15 protein-coding genes are annotated in these 16,159 nt (G+C 59.2%); 10 read left to right on the plus strand and 5 right to left on the minus strand.

The genetic code is table 11. The features are described from left to right. The first annotated feature begins 1 nt into the window (after position 1). The 8 genes from ACWPMZ_RS10935 to ACWPMZ_RS10970 all read left to right on the plus strand — a co-directional run bounded on the left by ACWPMZ_RS10935 (position 2) and on the right by ACWPMZ_RS10970 (position 7,121). Entirely contained in the window at positions 2-412 is a 411-nt protein-coding gene (locus tag ACWPMZ_RS10935; RefSeq protein WP_455704037.1) for a DUF2924 domain-containing protein, read from the plus strand. Continuing rightward, entirely contained in the window at positions 409-2,073 is a 1,665-nt protein-coding gene (locus ACWPMZ_RS10940) for a recombinase family protein (protein WP_455704038.1), read from the plus strand. The genes ACWPMZ_RS10935 and ACWPMZ_RS10940 overlap by 4 nt, the downstream gene beginning before the upstream one ends. A 705-nt stretch (positions 2,074-2,778) precedes the next feature. Further along, positions 2,779-3,153, plus strand: a complete 375-nt coding sequence (locus tag ACWPMZ_RS10945; RefSeq protein ID WP_455704039.1) for a c-type cytochrome — start codon at positions 2,779-2,781, stop codon at positions 3,151-3,153. A 14-nt stretch (positions 3,154-3,167) separates the two neighbouring features. Continuing rightward, entirely contained in the window at positions 3,168-3,518 is a 351-nt protein-coding gene (locus ACWPMZ_RS10950; protein WP_455704040.1) for a hypothetical protein, read from the plus strand. A 759-nt stretch (positions 3,519-4,277) separates the two neighbouring features. Next, the gene (locus ACWPMZ_RS10955) at positions 4,278-4,718 is read left to right on the plus strand and encodes a hypothetical protein (protein WP_455704041.1); all 441 of its coding nucleotides are present in this window, start codon (positions 4,278-4,280) and stop codon (positions 4,716-4,718) included. Positions 4,719-4,721: 3 nt separating this feature from the next. Next, a complete protein-coding gene (locus tag ACWPMZ_RS10960) occupies positions 4,722-5,093 on the plus strand; it encodes a c-type cytochrome (protein ID WP_455704042.1) in 372 nt (123 codons plus the stop codon). A 52-nt stretch (positions 5,094-5,145) separates the two neighbouring features. Continuing rightward, complete coding sequence (locus ACWPMZ_RS10965) at positions 5,146-6,240, plus strand: aromatic ring-hydroxylating dioxygenase subunit alpha (protein ID WP_455704043.1); 1,095 nt, start codon at positions 5,146-5,148, stop codon at positions 6,238-6,240. A gap of 137 nt (positions 6,241-6,377) precedes the next feature. Beyond that, positions 6,378-7,121, plus strand: coding sequence for an SDR family NAD(P)-dependent oxidoreductase (locus ACWPMZ_RS10970; protein ID WP_455704044.1), 744 nt, complete (start codon positions 6,378-6,380; stop codon positions 7,119-7,121). A 48-nt stretch (positions 7,122-7,169) separates the two neighbouring features. Here the strand turns inward: ACWPMZ_RS10970 and ACWPMZ_RS10975 are convergent, their stop codons facing one another. The 5 genes from ACWPMZ_RS10975 to ACWPMZ_RS10995 all read right to left on the minus strand — a co-directional run bounded on the left by ACWPMZ_RS10975 (position 7,170) and on the right by ACWPMZ_RS10995 (position 14,108). Beyond that, positions 7,170-8,831 (minus strand): FAD-binding oxidoreductase, encoded by a 1,662-nt coding sequence (locus ACWPMZ_RS10975; protein WP_455704045.1) that lies wholly within the window; start codon positions 8,829-8,831, stop codon positions 7,170-7,172. 99 nt (positions 8,832-8,930) lie between these two features. Further along, a complete protein-coding gene (locus ACWPMZ_RS10980; protein WP_455704046.1) occupies positions 8,931-9,143 on the minus strand; it encodes a hypothetical protein in 213 nt (70 codons plus the stop codon). A 224-nt stretch (positions 9,144-9,367) separates the two neighbouring features. Then, on the minus strand, positions 9,368-11,698 hold the full coding sequence (locus ACWPMZ_RS10985) for a TonB-dependent receptor (RefSeq protein WP_455704047.1): 2,331 nt from the start codon (positions 11,696-11,698) through the stop codon (positions 9,368-9,370). 185 nt (positions 11,699-11,883) lie between these two features. Beyond that, positions 11,884-13,035 (minus strand): serine hydrolase domain-containing protein, encoded by a 1,152-nt coding sequence (locus ACWPMZ_RS10990; RefSeq protein WP_455704048.1) that lies wholly within the window; start codon positions 13,033-13,035, stop codon positions 11,884-11,886. Between the two features lie 140 nt (positions 13,036-13,175). Beyond that, on the minus strand, positions 13,176-14,108 hold the full coding sequence (locus ACWPMZ_RS10995) for an NAD(P)-dependent oxidoreductase (RefSeq protein WP_455704049.1): 933 nt from the start codon (positions 14,106-14,108) through the stop codon (positions 13,176-13,178). Between the two features lie 251 nt (positions 14,109-14,359). Here ACWPMZ_RS10995 and ACWPMZ_RS11000 point away from each other — a divergent pair, with 251 nt between their 5' ends. Together ACWPMZ_RS11000 and ACWPMZ_RS11005 are read left to right on the plus strand one after the other, a co-directional pair. Further along, positions 14,360-15,130, plus strand: a complete 771-nt coding sequence (locus ACWPMZ_RS11000) for a GntR family transcriptional regulator (RefSeq protein ID WP_455704050.1) — start codon at positions 14,360-14,362, stop codon at positions 15,128-15,130. 130 nt (positions 15,131-15,260) lie between these two features. Beyond that, positions 15,261-16,154 carry an MBL fold metallo-hydrolase gene (locus ACWPMZ_RS11005; RefSeq protein WP_455704051.1) on the plus strand — a complete coding sequence of 298 codons (894 nt, stop codon included), beginning with the start codon at positions 15,261-15,263 and terminating at the stop codon, positions 16,152-16,154. Positions 16,155-16,159: the final 5 nt, after the last annotated feature.

Raw genomic sequence — 16,159 nt, forward strand, 5'->3', positions numbered from 1 at the left:
CATGACCGCCCTCGACGATCACCTCGACGCACTCGAAAACATGACAAAGGTCGAACTGTCCGACCGGTGGGCAAAGCTCACCGGTCGCCCGGTTCCGAAGGGCAGCACTGCCCTGCTTCGGCTCGCGCTGGCCTACGAGTTGCAGGCCAAGGCGCTTGGCGGGATCTCGCGCATGGCCAGGCGGCGGCTCGACCAGAGCGCCGCGACAGTTGCCAAGGACATCCGGCCGGGCATGCGGCTCGTGCGGGAGTTCGGGGGCACGGTACACGTCGTCACCATCGGCGAGCAGAACGAAGTGTTCTGGAATGAGCGGGAGTGGCGCTCGCTGAGCGAGGTCGCCCGCGCAATCACCGGCACGCGCTGGTCGGGCCCGGCCTTCTTCGGCCTCAAGGCAAAGAGGAAAGCGGCATGACGAAGGTCCGGTGCGCGATCTACACTCGCAAATCGAGCGAAGAAGGGCTGGAGCAGGACTTCAACTCGCTCCATGCGCAGCGCGAAGCCTGCGCAGCCTATATCCTCAGCCAGGCCAGCGAAGGCTGGTCGCTGCTGCCCGAGGACTACGATGACGGCGGGCTCTCGGGCGGCACACTCGAGCGCCCTGCTCTCCGGCGGCTGCTCGCCGACATTTATGCCGGCAAGATCGACATCGTCGTCGTCTACAAGGTCGATCGGCTCACCCGCTCGCTGCTTGACTTCTCCAAGCTGGTCGAGGCGTTCGACAAGGCCGGGACCAGCTTCGTCTCGGTGACGCAGTCGTTCAACACCACCACCAGCATGGGCCGGCTGACGCTCAACATGCTGCTCAGTTTTGCGCAGTTCGAGCGGGAGGTCACTGCAGAGCGCATCCGCGACAAGATCGCAGCGTCCAAGGCCAAGGGCATGTGGATGGGGGGTGTCTGTCCGCTTGGCTACCGGCCGGACGGGCGGACACTGGCGATCGTCCCCGAACACGCCGAAGTTATCCGCGAGCTATTTCGCCGCTACCTGCAGATCGGCAATGTCCGGCTCCTGGCGGAAGCGCTGGACTCCGAAATATACCGAGTACCGTCTCGCACCACCTCTACCGGGAGGGCCATGGGCGGCGGCAAGTTCGCCCGCGGGCAAATCTACAAGATCCTTTCCAACCCGACATATCTCGGCGAGGTTCATCACAAAGGGCAGGTCTACCCGGGCAAGCACCCGGCAATTATCGAACGCGAGACCTGGGAGAACGTGCAGGCGCGCCTCGGCGCGAATACCCGAGGCGAGCAACGCACGTCATCGATCAGGTCACCGAGTATGCTGGCAGGACTCATCGTCGATGATCAGGGCAAACCGCTGGTCGCCAGCCACGCCTGCAAAGGTAAGGTCCGCTATCGCTATTACGTCAGCCGCCACTTACAGCACGAGCCCAACGGCGATCAGAGCGGCATCCGCATGTCTGCGCCAGAGCTGGAGAAGGCCGTCACCGCGGAAATGGCTACGCTCTTCGACAGACCGCTGGCGTTGATTGAAAGGGCCAGGTTGCAGCCAGCACCCAACGAGATGGTCCGCTTTGTTGGAGCGAGTGTAGAAACCGCCGAAAACTTGCGCAAACGGGTACCGCAAGTTGTGCGGGAACTGATCACGCAGATTCGGATCGCCCCCCAGTCAATCAATGTCGATGTGAGCACAACTGGCTTGGCGAAACGGCTTGGCGTATCTCTTCAGTCTGGCGCCCCCGATATCATTCACCTCAGGATCGATGCCCAACTCAAACGCACCGGCAAGGTTGTGCGACTGGTCCAGCGCAATGGCCGGTCAGCGAGCGGACCTGCGCCGCAGGAACATCTGATCAAGCTGCTGCGCCAGGCACGAAGCTGGTGGCAGGAGATGTGTGACGACGGGCTTTCCGCTTCGGAACTCGCCGATCGCCGCGGCGTCAACAAGTCCTACGTCTCGCGGGTCATCCGCATCAACTTTCTCGCACCGCAGATCGTTGAGTCGATTCTAGCCGGCGACCATCCGGCCGGTCTTGATGCGCGAGCGATGCTCGGGATGCATGCCCTCCCGCTGAATTGGGCGACGCAGATGCAAAGCCTCAACGTCAACTAGCCCGACCGGAGCTCGATCATTGACTTGCGGCGCTTTGGCGCCGCATCTTTGTTGTCGGCCCCTGCCTGTGACCAAGGCCGAATCCCCAAAGGGTACTTGTGAAATGGGCTGCAGAGAAACGGCCCGAAAACGGGCTCTGTCTTCGCCTGGAGACGCTCTCTCCGCTACCCAAAGGTCCCACGAAAGGCGCGCTTTCGCGCCATTCTGGCGACGTCCGCGATCTAAGCATCTGACATTGAAGACTCAATGGCGGAGAGGGTGTCCGCCACGCGTAGTGCAATAGACTCTTGTAACTACATTTAAATCTTATGTGTACTGGCCGCTCTTCCCCACATTTTTCCCCACATGGAAAGCGAGGAAGGCCGTTTGGAGGCCACGGGGTCAGAAGCTACCCAAGCTGTTGGATTCCGCAGCATTCTGCCGTTTTGGGTGTAAAATCGGCACAACCTGCCCCTAACAAAATCAATTACTTAAAATTGAGCTGTAAAAATTCTAGCTGTCCTTTGAAGCAGCCAGATTGTCGCACTTGCGGTGCAACGACACTCGCTTGCAACGACTCTGCTTGTGCAAAATTGCGAACTTTCGTCACTCATCAGCGATCCATGGGATTAATCGCCGTCGGGCGCGAACCTCCCGACCGGTGGACATTGAGCCAGTACGCAGCGAAAGCGCATTTCGCGAAGAGTGCTCTCATGCTGGGCGCTAGTGCCAGCCTCGGCGGCGATCGCCGCGGTTGCTTGGGCCCAAGCTCCCGCAGCATCACTGAACGCGCCGGGGACCAGCATCGAGAATGCCTTCCGCGGCGCGCTGCAGGACCGGTCGTCGCGCTCGCCCGACGAGGCGCTCTACGTCGAGAAGTGCAGCATGTGCCATCGCCAGATGGGCATGGGCACGGTCATCCTGGCGCGGCGGATGGATCCCGGCATCGCAATGCTTGAGGACCGGCCGAACCTGCCTGCTGCGTTCGTCACTGTCGTAGTGCGCGCAGGCCTAGGCAACATGCCGGCCATATCAAAAGGTGAGGTGTCGGACGCACAACTTGCGCGAATCGCCGACTATCTCGCCAAGCGGACTCCGTGATGGAGCACTTGTCAGTGATCAGCCGCCGCGGCGTGCTGAAAGGCTCGGTGCTGGTGGCCTCAGGCATTCTGAGCGCCGATGCCCTCGCCAAGGGGTCCGACGGCCCCCAACTGGTGGTGTTCGACGGTCGCGACCACCTGAGCCGGCAATTCGCTCGTGCACGGCTCGGACCCAGCATCGATATCGTAGCCGACGAGGCCAGCGGCTGGCGGGCAATGCGCTCGCTAAACGGGGCTGGGCGCATTGTCGGGCTGACCCGCTGGGGAGAGTTCCTCATGGCTCGCAGTTTCCTGGAGGAGGGATCGCTGCGCGTAACCGCATCATCGGTCCACTCCAATGGTCTCGTCTACTGGGAAATGAGCTGATCCGGATCGCACGTCTGTTCGGCGAATCTTCGCCGCCACCTGCTTTCCTGTCGCACTGCCTTCGAACTCCCATCGGCCATCTGTGGGCGTGAGGCGGTAGTTGGGCATACCCCAGGCCGCTTGAAACCGGACAACGGTAGGATTGTGGCGTGTCGGGCCGCAGACCGGCAGCCACTTCCGAAGCACGAAAGCGGCAGCTGCAACCGTAGGCAAGCCGGCGCTGCAATAGACTGAGCCTGCTCCACACTGACCTGTGCTGACGCACACATCGATCGAATCCCACATCGAGTCGATCTGCTCGACCATTTCGCGGTGGCCAGGTGAGCCGCTGATCATCGATCGCCCCACGGTACGAACGGAGGTTGTTGCGTCCCTAACACCGTTCGATTATGACTCCACGAGAAGGGCAATCGAGTCTCCGATGCGATCAGAGGGATGACCTTCGGGTCGTATCTCCGGCCTCGAACAACCGCATGGGACGGCGAGAAGTTTCCTTTGGGCCGATCACGGCGAAAGCAGCGGTGCGAGGGGCTGTAACGATCGCACGTTATGCCCACGTTGTACGTACGTCTGGGCTACGGTGATTTGATCCGAGCTTTAAGGTGCTGATCTGGAACTCACTGCGGAGGTTACGCGGCTCTGCGCATTGAAAGTGTAGCGAACGGACCGGGTGAGCTCGCTCAGGGAATTGACATAGGGCATCACTCACGCCAGCATGTCCGGACATGTGAAGGCAGTAGTAGGTGATAGGGAGCGGCAATGAACAGACGAAGCTTTCTGCACGGCTCCGGGACGCTGGCGCTACTGGGGTCCCTTAGCGCGCCGGCAGCCGGCTACCCATCAATCGAGAATGGTTCAGCGCCCTTGCTCACACCGACGTTGATCATGGTCGACGCGCGCACCCATCAAGCGGTGGATTTGGCGACCGAGTGGGCGCACGAGCTTGAGGTCCCACTTGCACCTTTTGAACGCGACATAACCGCCGCGTGGTATCAGCACCTGTACGGCGTGTGGTCGTCCCAATCCCGCATTATTGGAGGCGTGACCTCCCCGTCGGCGCTATTCTGTATTGAGCGCCTTGGCTGGGATGCGCGTCACCGCGTGATTGCCCGCAGCGATCTCCAGACAGCGGCGCACGGCGGAGAGCTGTGCCGCTGGCTGATTGCTCCGCAAGACATCGCCGGCGGCAGGAGGGCATAACCGATGAAATTCCTATTCCTCATCACGGGCATTGGCTTTGTCGCAGCATTATCCGGTGTGGCACAAGGCAGCGAGAGATCGGCCAGCCCGGGCCGCTCCCCTGCAGTCGGCGCTACTACCGGCAGTGCGGTCTATGAAAAATGGTGTGCGACTTGCCATTCCGATGGGCCTCGAATGCCTGGAACCCTCGCGCTTGAAGTCAAATATGGCGACAAGGCCCGCTCAGTTCTCACGAACCGTACTGATTTGTCGCCTCAGGTCATCACCTATTTCGTGCGCAATGGCGTGGGGCCCATGCCGCGCTTCCGTAAAACCGAAATAACGGATGCCGAACTCGCTCAGTTGTCCGAGTTCCTGTCTGTGAAACCAAAGTAGTTCAGTTTTGCCAAAAAAAATGAGCAAAACCAGGCGATAGGAGTGGAGTGAGATGTTCCTGAAGAACTGTTGGTACGTGGCGGCTTGGGATTACGAGATTACTCCAGAGAGCCTCTATACAATCACCATCATCGACCAACCGGTTGTCATCTACCGACAAGCCAACGGCGATGTGGTCGCTCTTGAAGATCGCTGCTGCCACCGGTTTGCTCCGCTCTCCAAGGGGCGGCTCGAAGACGGCTGCAATCTCCGATGCATGTATCACGGGCTCAAATTCAATCCTGCCGGCCAGTGCATCGAGATTCCTGGACAGGACAAGATTCCGAACACCGCTTTCGTGCGCGCCTATCCAGCCCAACAAAAGGACAGTTGGATATGGATCTGGATGGGCGATCCCGAGGCAGCTGACGTCAGCCTCATTCCTTCTGCAGTTGGTCTCGATAACGCGGACTATGTGCTCCGCTCAGGCTACATGGATTACGTTGCGAACTATCAGCTCATCAACGACAACCTGACTGACTTTTCGCATCTCTCGTTCGTCCACGCCAACTCCTTCGGCGCGACTGAGGCGTGGGCTCGATACCGCCCCACCGTCCGGCGCATCCCCCGTGGGATCCGCGTATCGCGCTGGCTTCCCTCCGAAGAGGCGTTGAAGGAGGCTGGCTCTCCGACTTCCACAGGTTTGGTGACGTCTAATTCGGCGACGGCTCTGTGGCAGAGCTACGACTTTCTCGCGCCCGGAATCTTGCTCATGTACAGCGCGACTTATCCTCTCGAAGGCATGCCTGAGGATCGCGTTTCGGCACCGCAGGGCGAGCCTCTAGCTGCTAATTTCACTAGCCAGGCGGTTACCGCGATGCGCGAACGAAGCTCGCGCTATTTCTTCTCGTGGGGCCCGCGGAGCATCGACGGTGGCGACGAAATGGCCGATGGCATGTTCAAAGTTGCGATGATGGCGTTCACCGAAGATCGCGAGATGATCGAGGCGCAGCAGCAGGTCATGGACACCACCCCGGCGAGCAAAGAAGTGATCACGACGGCCGATGTGGGGCCGGTTCAAATGCGATCGGTAATTCGACAGCTGATCAATGCTGAGAATGGCGATGCCGCAGCCGTGGTCAACGAGGAAACAGGCGTCCCGGCGTGACCGTAACTGCCTTTGTGTTCCTCCATCGTCCACGGGCAGCGATAGAATTATCATAGCCAGGAACCGCATGGTCTTCGCGCAAGGGCTGAGCCCTACAGCTCGATTCAGGGAGAAAGACCTTGCCTAAGGTAGACGGTATGAAGAACCACGTCGTGATCGTGACCGGCGGCGCAGCTGGTGTGGGCGCGGAGGTAGTCCGCGCTTTGCGAGCGTCAGGCAGTCAAGTAGTCGCCGTCGATGTCGACGATGCGATCGAAAGTGTGTTTGCGGAAGACGAGGGCGTCGCGGCCCTGCAAGCAGACGTTTCGGCTGTCGAAACAGCTGACGCGGCAGTCGCACTCGCGCTTCAGCGGTTTGGCCGAATAGACGGCTTGGTCAATAACGCCGCTCGTTTCCTTTTTAAGCCCCTAACGGAAACCACAGCAGCCGAGTGGGATGACCTTTTCGCCGTGAACGTTCGCAGCATGATGCTGTTTGCCCAGGCAGTCCTACCTCACTTCGTTCGGCAGCGAGCCGGCGCGATCGTCAACCTGTCTTCGATCTCCGGCCTGTGCGGAGCCGCCAATCAGGTGGCATACGGTGCCACAAAAGGTGCAATCGTCATGTTCACCAAGGGGCTGGCAATCGAACATGCGGGGGACAACATTAGGGTCAACGCGGTTGCACCAGGAGCTGTCGACACCGGCTTCGTCCGGAAGGCCACGCAGCTGACCGATGACACCTACGAAGAGCTCGCCGGCCAAATTGCCAAGGCGCATCCCCTGGGGCGAATGGCCAGTCCGGCGGAAGTCGCAGAAACGATCTGCTTTCTGCTCTCTCCCTCCGCTGGCTTCATTACCGGCGTAGTGCTGCCAATCGATGGGGGCTGGACAGCCCAGTAGACGGTCGAGGCTACTATTCCATGACTGGCGGTCCGCGGTCGGCCGGAACTAGAGGTCTTTAGCCGCCCTCAAGGATGCCGGCCAAATTCCATACCGGCCAGGTGACAAGATACCGTTCGGATCAGTGGCGTCCTTCAGTTTTTCCTGAAACTTGAGCAGGGCGTGATCGCCGAAGCTGTAAGTGCGCGCGACCAAATCTTGAAACATGATTGGGGTGCGATACTCCCCCCAACCATTTTCAGCCGCCTTAGCCACTAGCTGTTTGTACAAGTCGATGATCTGTTCGTTGTTTTTGGCTTCTGTACTTAGCAGAAGACCGATCACACACACAAAAGATCGCTCCCAGTAGAGGTGCGGCAAGATAAATCCCTGACTCCAACCCGATTGCATCTGGCTCAGCACAGGACCGAGTTCGCGATTGAGATCGAAAATCGCCTGTGCCGTCCGTGGAATGACGGGCGAAAATCCGATGTGTCCTTCGGAGCCCGCCGGGTTGAACGACCTGCGAACAATCAGCTGGAAGATTTCCAAGCTGGGAATCCCCAGTTCTGCGTGATGGACGTCATCGTGCAGCTCGGCCGAGACAGGAAGCGGTACTGCCTTCCCGTCCTGGAACCTGACGCCGGGAATCTGACCAAATCGGCGCTTGATTGCTTCCCACTGGGCGGCGGTTACATCCAGAGGACCATAAAACCCCAGCCTGAGCGACCAATATGGAATTTGATTGGCTATTCCGTAGCGCTCAAGCTCGTCCGAGTATCCAACTGCCGCAGAGCGGATCAGAGCCTGGTGTTCGGGCGTGGGGGAGATGGGAGGCCTGTCCCGGGTTTCCATGCCCAAGTCTTCGGGGAGGTTACTCACATTCAGCAAGGGGCTCGCGAGGTAGGGCATGCCCGTAAAAAGGCGGCTGTTCTCTACGAAATTGAAGATCCGCACGAGTTCGTGGAGGTCTTGATACCGAGGCACCTCGATTGTCGCAGTGCGATATCCTTCGGGCTCCGGCATCAGCCAGAAACCCATTTTTGTCACGATGCCAAAGTTTGATTGGCTAAAGAGGCCGTCGACAATCGGCCCGTAACCACTTCGATACTCCTGCCAACTGTCGGCCTCAGGCATAGCGCCCATGCCGGTCCTCATCACATCCCCATTCGCCAGAACTACTTCCATGCCGCAGTGGGCTTCCCAGTGATTCCGTACATTGGGCATTGTGTACCCGATGCCTCGATCCAGTGCGTTGCCCACGAGGCTGCCCCAGCCAGGGTCGGGGCAATCGATCCAGAGCTTGAGGCCTTTCTCTTGGATGTGATGATACAGGTCGAAATAGCTTACGCCTGGTTCCACAAGAGCAAAGCATCGCGCCTCATCGATCGCGAGGACACGATTCATGCGCTTTAAGTCGAGTACTACACTACCGGTCATGACGGGTGCGGCCCCCCCGTAACCGAGGTTCTTACCGGTCGAGATGGGATAGAGGGGGATTTTGTATTTGTTCGCGATGCGAACGATAGACTGCACCTGCTCGGTACTTTCGGGAGCAACAGCAGCGGACGCGAGCCGCTCTTCGGGCTTCCCCTTCACCGGCGAATAGTCGTCTCGATAGAGTTCGAGATCGGCTTCGGTCGAAAAAACCCATTCCTTGCCAACCACCGCCGCGAAAGCGTCCAGTGCTGCCCTAAAATCGCTCGGACTTACGCCGTTAGGATTCCGCATGTCAGCTACTCCCTGCCCTCGCGGGCGAGTTTCTCGGCGGTGACGAAGCCGATCGCACTTGCTGCGCCGCCACCCGTATGGTCTTGCACTGCCGGCGCATCACTTGGCTCCCTTACGGAACGGCAGCGTTAGCAGGAACAGGATCAGCCGCGGGGTCAACAGCTTGAGGAACGCGCGGGCTTGCACGGGGGTCAGCGTGGCGCTCATCGGCATGGTCCCGAACACCTTGCCCTTGAGCACCAGATCGTCGCCCTTCCGCTCGATCTTGCTGACCTGCATCAGCTCGGACTTGTCGGCGGCGTAGATTTTCATAGCACGGCGCTCGTTTTGCACTCGATGCCGAGGTCTCCGGCTATGACCATTGTCGTCGGGCCTAGGTCGGATCGACCCGGACGCCACATCATGGAAGATGCCGTGGAGGTCTTGATACCCCTGCCCTCAACGTAAACGTCGCTCGACTTTGCACCGTTGGGAATCCGCACCGACACGTCAGAGACGGGAGCGCCTATGCCCAAGGCGCTCCCGTTCATCGAGGTTTAGAATTTCCGCTTGAGCGATACCTGCCATTCGCGAGGCCTGCCCGGCTGTCCAAAGACATTTCCGAACGCGGCCTCACGGTCGTACTTGTTGGTGTAATAGAACTCGTCGGTGATGTTGGTGACAGCCAGGGCCGCCTCCCACACGTCATCTGCCGTGCGATAGGTGATCCGGCCATTCAAGAGCCCCACGGAGTCCACATGCCCCATTGTAAAACCGGGCACTCCATTGATGGCATTGCTCTCCATCGACGAGCGATAAGTCCAGTCCAGTCGCGGCGTAACCGAACCAGCGTCCGCGAGGTCGACCTCGTATTGCGCTCCGATCGCGTACTTCCATTTCGGCGAGAACTGCGGTTCGGTCGCCGTCGTCAGGAAACTTGCAGGATCGGTGCGCGTGAAGCGGAAGTCGACATAGCTGACAGACCCGTCGATTGCGAAACCAGCAAAGGGTCTAATGTCTCCCTCGAGCTCGACCCCTTCGATTTCGGCATCCGCAACGTTCTGTGTCGCCGCACACAGATTGCCCAAGCCGGGGGGCGAGATTGCCGGACAGAACAGGAGCTGCGCCTGATAATCCTTATAATCCGTATGGTAGGCAGCTGCGTTCAGCCGGACCCTGCGATCGAATAGCATCGTCTTGATGCCGACTTCGTAGGAAACCACTGTTTCCGGCTGGAACACGACCGCCTGGGATTCGAAGAACGGACGGGGATTGATACCGCCGCCTTTGAAGCCCGAAGAAAGCTGGGCGTATGGCCGAATGTCGTCGACGATCTCGTAATCGACCGCGACGCGGTAATCCCATTGGTCGCCCGAGAACGACCTGGTCACCCCGTCAAGCGGTGCGACGGCTGGATTCGTGGGAATTCCCGGGATCGCGCTGTACCGGGTGAACGTATAGGTCTTATCCTCTGCGGTGTACCGCAAGCCACCAGTGATGTTCAGCCGCTCGGTCGGATGTACAACCGCGTGAATGAATGCAGATTTCGACGTCTGCTCGAACGGATCGTTGTAGGCAAAGTCAAGGCCGACGACCTCCACATTGATGCGGCCCCCTACGTGACTGCTGGCGTCGTAGTAGTAGCCACCGATCGTCGCATAGAAGAAATCGCCCAGCTGGGCCGAAAGGCGCAGTTCCTGCGTAAACTGCTCGTGGTCGAAGGTATTTATGTTGGCGAACTGGGACTCCGGGGCTGCGTCGCCATCCCAATTGTTTCGACCGGAAGAAAATCTGTAGGCCGAGATCGACGTCAGGGAAAGCACGTCGGACAAGCGAGCTTCAAGCGTATTTGAAACACCCCAGTTTCGCGCATAGCTGATGGCGGGCACCGAGTATTGCTGCGCAGTTCCCGGAAAACCAGTGTAAGTTGCGTAGTTGGTATAATCCTCGGGTCCTGTCAGATAATTGTTCCCGCTGGGATACGCCGGCTGAAGAATCAGCTTCTGCGGTGAGGAATCAGACCGATCTTCATTGAAGTCGGCGATGAGGGTATTTTCGATATCATCGGTGACTATCCAGCGCAGCGCGCCGCGAACTGCGTAGATCTCTTGTCCACCTTCGGTCCCAAGCTTGCAGTTTTCGGCAGGCGTTGCGAATACGCCCCCCGGCGCATCGCGTCCCGTGACGCAACTGTAGTCCAATCGGTCGAAGTATCCGTCCACATGCCGCGCCAGGCCGGTCAGACGCGCGTAGAGCCGATCTTCCAGCAGCGTAAAATTACTTGCCGCCCTGAGCGACACGCGATTGAACGCGCCGTATGTCCCCTCGACATAGCCGTCGGCATTAGGGCCCGGCTTCTTCGAAAATAGCTTGATCGAACCGCCGATGGAGTTCTTGCCCGAGAGCGTGCCCTGAGGGCCGCGCAAAATCTCAACCCGCTCCAGATCCACCAGGTCAAATGACGAGCTGAAGGAGATGCCATAGTAGACATCGTCAATGTAAATGCCGACACCTGGCTCGACGGGAAATTGGAAGTCGGTCGTGCCGATACCACGGATCGCGACCGCAGCGGTCTGCGCGCCACCGCCCTGCCCACCAGTCGAAAGCTGAACGCTAGGAGCTCGGTTCGCAACTTCCGTTACGTTGGTCTGGCTGCGCGCCTCAAGAAGAGCGGCGTTAACCGCGGTAATCGCCAAAGGTGTGTCTTGGACGTTCTGTTCGCGGAATTGCGCGGTGACGACAATCTCCCCCACGCCATCTTCCTCAGCCGAAACTACAGGCTCCGGTGAATCCGTCGACTGACCACCCTCCTGCGCGAACGCTGGGGTGCTAGCGGCTAGCAAGCCCGCGACGAGCGCGGTCCTGGAGATTGCTGGAACGAACTTCATGATGATCTCCCTCTCGATTCCCGGCCGGTTTAGCGGCGAAATTTTGCCGGAAGCTATCAGCTTGTCCGGACGTGTCAACAAATTTCCCTAACTGTGATAGGGAGCCGGTCAGCGATCCTTGAGAGCTGGCCGGGCGCGTCGCCTGGACGTGCGATGATGTGCCTACAAAGCCAGGTTCGTGAGTTTCAGATGCACGCCGAAACGGCGACGTCTGAAAGCTTTTGGAAGCGCTGAATATTGCCCGCCTGAGGCATGAGCCCAGCACTCAGGAAGGTGAATGTGAGGTCCAGTTCCGGGTCTATCCAATACAAGGATGTCCCAGCCCCGTAGTTGCCGAAAGTCTCCGCCGAAGTCAGGGTCCCCAGTTGGTGGTGGACCATGCCGGAGCCACGAACATTGAAGCCCAGCCCCATGTAGGCCGGCGCAGCTTCCCAGCCTGCTCGCACGGCCACCCCGCGGTAGAGCTCATTCGGCAATTCGCCTGTCCACACCTTCCGCGCCACACGGATCGTTCGGGGCGACAGGATGCGCGCGCCGTCTAACTCACCTCCGCGCCGGAGCATCTCAGCAAACCGCGACAGGTCGGGAACCGTCGAGACGCAACCGACGTGGGGGGCTTCAACGTGCTCTTCGTCAAAGAATGCATGATCTCCAGGCAAGGTTCGACTGAGGTGCTTTATGGGCACAGTCCCGCGCATGTCAGGCTTGACGTGTCGGTCCCGCAGGTCGGCCCGCAAGCCCATCGATGTATCGACCATGCGAAGGGGCGTCAGAAGATCTTCCTGCAAGATTTCAGCGAAGCGACGCCCGGCCGGGTCCGTTCGCCGGAGCGCTTCACCCATCAGCACATGATTGGCGAGGGGCGCGTAGTCGCAACGTTTCCCTGGCTCGATTGCGCCGTGCACATTCTGGCAAATCGCTTCGACCATCTCGTCGAGGCGATCGAGGTACATGTCGGGCTTAGCGACCCACACCCCGGGCATCCCGGTCGTGTGTGTCAGCAAGTGCAAAAAGGTGACCTGGTCCCGCGGCGCGCCAGTGAATTCTGGGATAATTTCGGTGATGCGAGTGGTTAGAGCAAATCGCCCTAGCTCGATCGCGCGCAGTACCAGGATGTTGGTGAAAGCCTTGGTGGTGGAGAAAATGCTGAAAACGGATTTGGTAGACAGCGGAACCGCGCCGCCGGCGTCAGCAAAGCCCAGCGCTCGCTCCAAGTGTACTTGACCGTGGCGGGCGACGCGAACGACCGCTCCGAAATAAAGTCCCTTGGCGATATCTTCCTCGATGACCGCCGACAGGTGTGCCAACCGGTCATTCCAAATTCCTGTAGGTTCCATGGTTAGCCCTCCCGTGGTGGTCGGCCCCGCCCAACCCCGTCAATTGCGATGTCTACACTGACGTAGGCTTGTCCGGGCAACTCGAACATCGTTAGTCTGCGGAGCGATCGAAGACCGCCATATAAGCGCAATTCCGAACCTCAAAGCGTCGGCGAGCTGGGAATGGCCGAAGCACCGATCGAGTTGCGACGGGCACGAACCTCGACCCCGCACTCACGTTCGGCCTTGCGAACGATGGTGCTAAAGTCGGCGTCTTCCCCTTCCTGCATCATCGCTGCCTGCCACTCCCTACCAACAGAGCGAGCGACCGGTAGCTCAATGCCCATTTGCTCGGCCAGCCGTAGGCAAAGCCCGACATCTTTGAACATCAGGCGGTTCGAAAAACCCAGATCAAAGGACCCAGGGAGGATCGCCTTGGGATACTTGTCGAGAGTTGCACTGCTTCGGCCGCTGCCCGCGTTGAAAACGTCGATCAGTGACTTTGGATCGAGCCCGGCTTTGACACCAAGTGCAGCCGCCTCACCGGCGAGCAACATGTAGCCCGCCGAAAGAGTATTGTTCAGCACCTTGGCGACTTGGCCCAGGCCCGGCTGTTCTCCAACATGGAACACCCGACCGAGCTGCTCGAGCAATGGCAAAATGGCCTGTTTGTCTACCTCGGAGCAGGCGAGCATTATGGCAACAGTTCCAGCCTTCGCCCCCGCCACACCGCCACTTACGGGCGCATCGACAAGCGTGATCCCACTCTCGGCCAGCTCTGCCGCGAGTTTCAATGCCATGTCCGGACCTGTCGTTGACAGGTCGATCAGGTATTTTACCCGAGACCCATCGCGAACACCCGCTGAACCGAGCGACACTGTCTCAACTACAGATGGTTCGGGTAAACTAAGGAATACAACCTCAGCGGCAGAAGCAACCTCAGCTGGTGTATCCCAGACCGTGAAGCCCCGGGCAGACCAATCCTGTCTGACCGATTTATCAGCATCGAGGACATGCAACTCATAACCTGCGCCGGCTAATCGAAGAGCAAATTCCTTGCCCATGTTGCCTAAGCCAATGAAGCCTACCGCCAACACTGCTTCCCCCACTACTAGACCTTACTCTTCTGCAATGGAGCAAGGCGCAATCGATCTGGCCAGCGTTCTCCCAACGGGTCAAACCTGGCTGACCGGAATCAACATGTACGGATAAGTATCGCAAGGTTCGCCGGTTGCCAATCCCTAATCGTGGAGGCATGTCGATGGCGGCAGGGATGGGGCTGTCCACCGCGTCGCGAGTTGACTAAACCATCGACCTTGAGGGCGGGATCGCAGCGACGGATCAGATGGAAAAACTAGAAAAAGTCAGCCGGAAGGCCGGTGCCGCACAGGACGCGGGTCCGCCGCTTTATCAGATGGTTGTGCAAGCGCTCCGGGCAGAAATCCTTCGTGGCGCGTATCCGGTCGGCTCTGCTTTACCGTCGGAGCTCGCGTTGGTGACCCGTTTCGGCGTCAGTCGGCACACAGTGAGGGAAGCAATCCGGCATCTGCGAGATTTAGGTTTGGTCGAGTCCCACCAAGGCAAAGGAACTCTCATCCTGAAGCCCGGTGGGCCCCAGGTTTACGTCCATCAGGTCAACTCGATCGGGGATCTGCACGATTACTCGGTAGAATCGCGGTACGCGGATCATGCGGATGCCGTTTCCGTCGACCCTGCGCTCGCCGAACGTATGGGCGTTGAACCAGGCGACCAGTGGTTGCGAATTGACGGCATGCGCTTCGACGAGGGTCAGCCGATCTGCGCGGTCGAGATCTACGTGGCCACCGAATTTGCCGGCATTTCCCGACTGCTCGGCCGCAGATCAGGGCCCATCTATGCTTTGATCGAGGATGTTTATGGCGAAGCGATTACGGAAGTGACGCAGGACCTGCGAGCGCTGCCCGTTCCAGAGGAGGTCGCCCGACGGCTGGAGATTGAGCCGGGAGAAACCGTGGTTGAAATCAAGCGCACCTACCGCCTCCTTGACGGCCGACCGGCCGAAATCACCTTCAATTACTACAAGGCCGCCAATTTCCGATTCGCGATGAACCTGCGGCGAGTTCGCAATCCTGGTTAGCTGCTTGTCCGTACGTGGTGATAATCACCTGCACTTTTTCCTCTTGATATAGCCGCGCCCTCCCAGTTAAGATGACCGGACAAGTTGCCGCTCGGTTCGAATCCGAGTTGGCTGACGGGAGGGACGCTGCGTGGCGCTGGATAATGTGCGGCACTGGCAGGTCGGCGATGTCCGGATAACCCGGATCGTCGAGATTGCCTCATTCGCCGATGACATCTCGGTTCTGCTTCGCGACGCCGGGCCCGAGATCTTTGAGCCATATCACAGCTGGCTCAGGCCGCATTTCGTCACCGACGACGGAAAGATGCTGATCCAATGGCAAGCTTTCGCCGTGCAGACACCGAGCCGTACAGTGATGATCGACACCTGCATCGGCAATGACCGGCAGCGCCACTTTGCTGTGTTCAACGACTTGCAGACCGCTTTCCTGGACGACCTTGTCGCATCGGGAATTACGCCGGACGAAGTCGACACGGTGTGCTGCACCCACATGCACTACGACCATGTAGGATGGAACACGAGGCGGGTAGGAGGCCAGTGGGTTCCCACGTTCCCGAACGCGCGTTACCTGTTCGATCGCGTTGAATTTGCAGAGCTGCGAAGCTTGCAAGAAGTTGGCGACTGGCATGCGATGCATGCCCCTGACTCCATTGAACCCATCATCGCAGCGGGGCTGCATGAGTTTATCGACGCACCAGGCTACCAGGTGTGTGAAGAAATCCATTTGGAACACACCCCGGGTCACACCGCCGGGCATTGCTCGGTGTACATACAATCTGGCGGCGAGCGCGCGGTCATAACGGGGGACATCCTTCACCACCCCGTCCAGATCGCAGTCCCGCATCACGTCGGCAATTTCGACCAAGATCCAGCCACGGCAGTCGCCACCCGCCAAGCCTTCGTTTCAAGGCATTCGTCAGGGCCGACCCTCGTGATCGGCTCACATTTCGCCGGCCCCACTGCCGGGTGGATTGTCCCAGATGGGACAACCCAACGCTTTGAGACGTTCGAGCCAAGCGATTGAAACTT

Source organism: Tsuneonella sp. HG222, assembly GCF_053819185.1.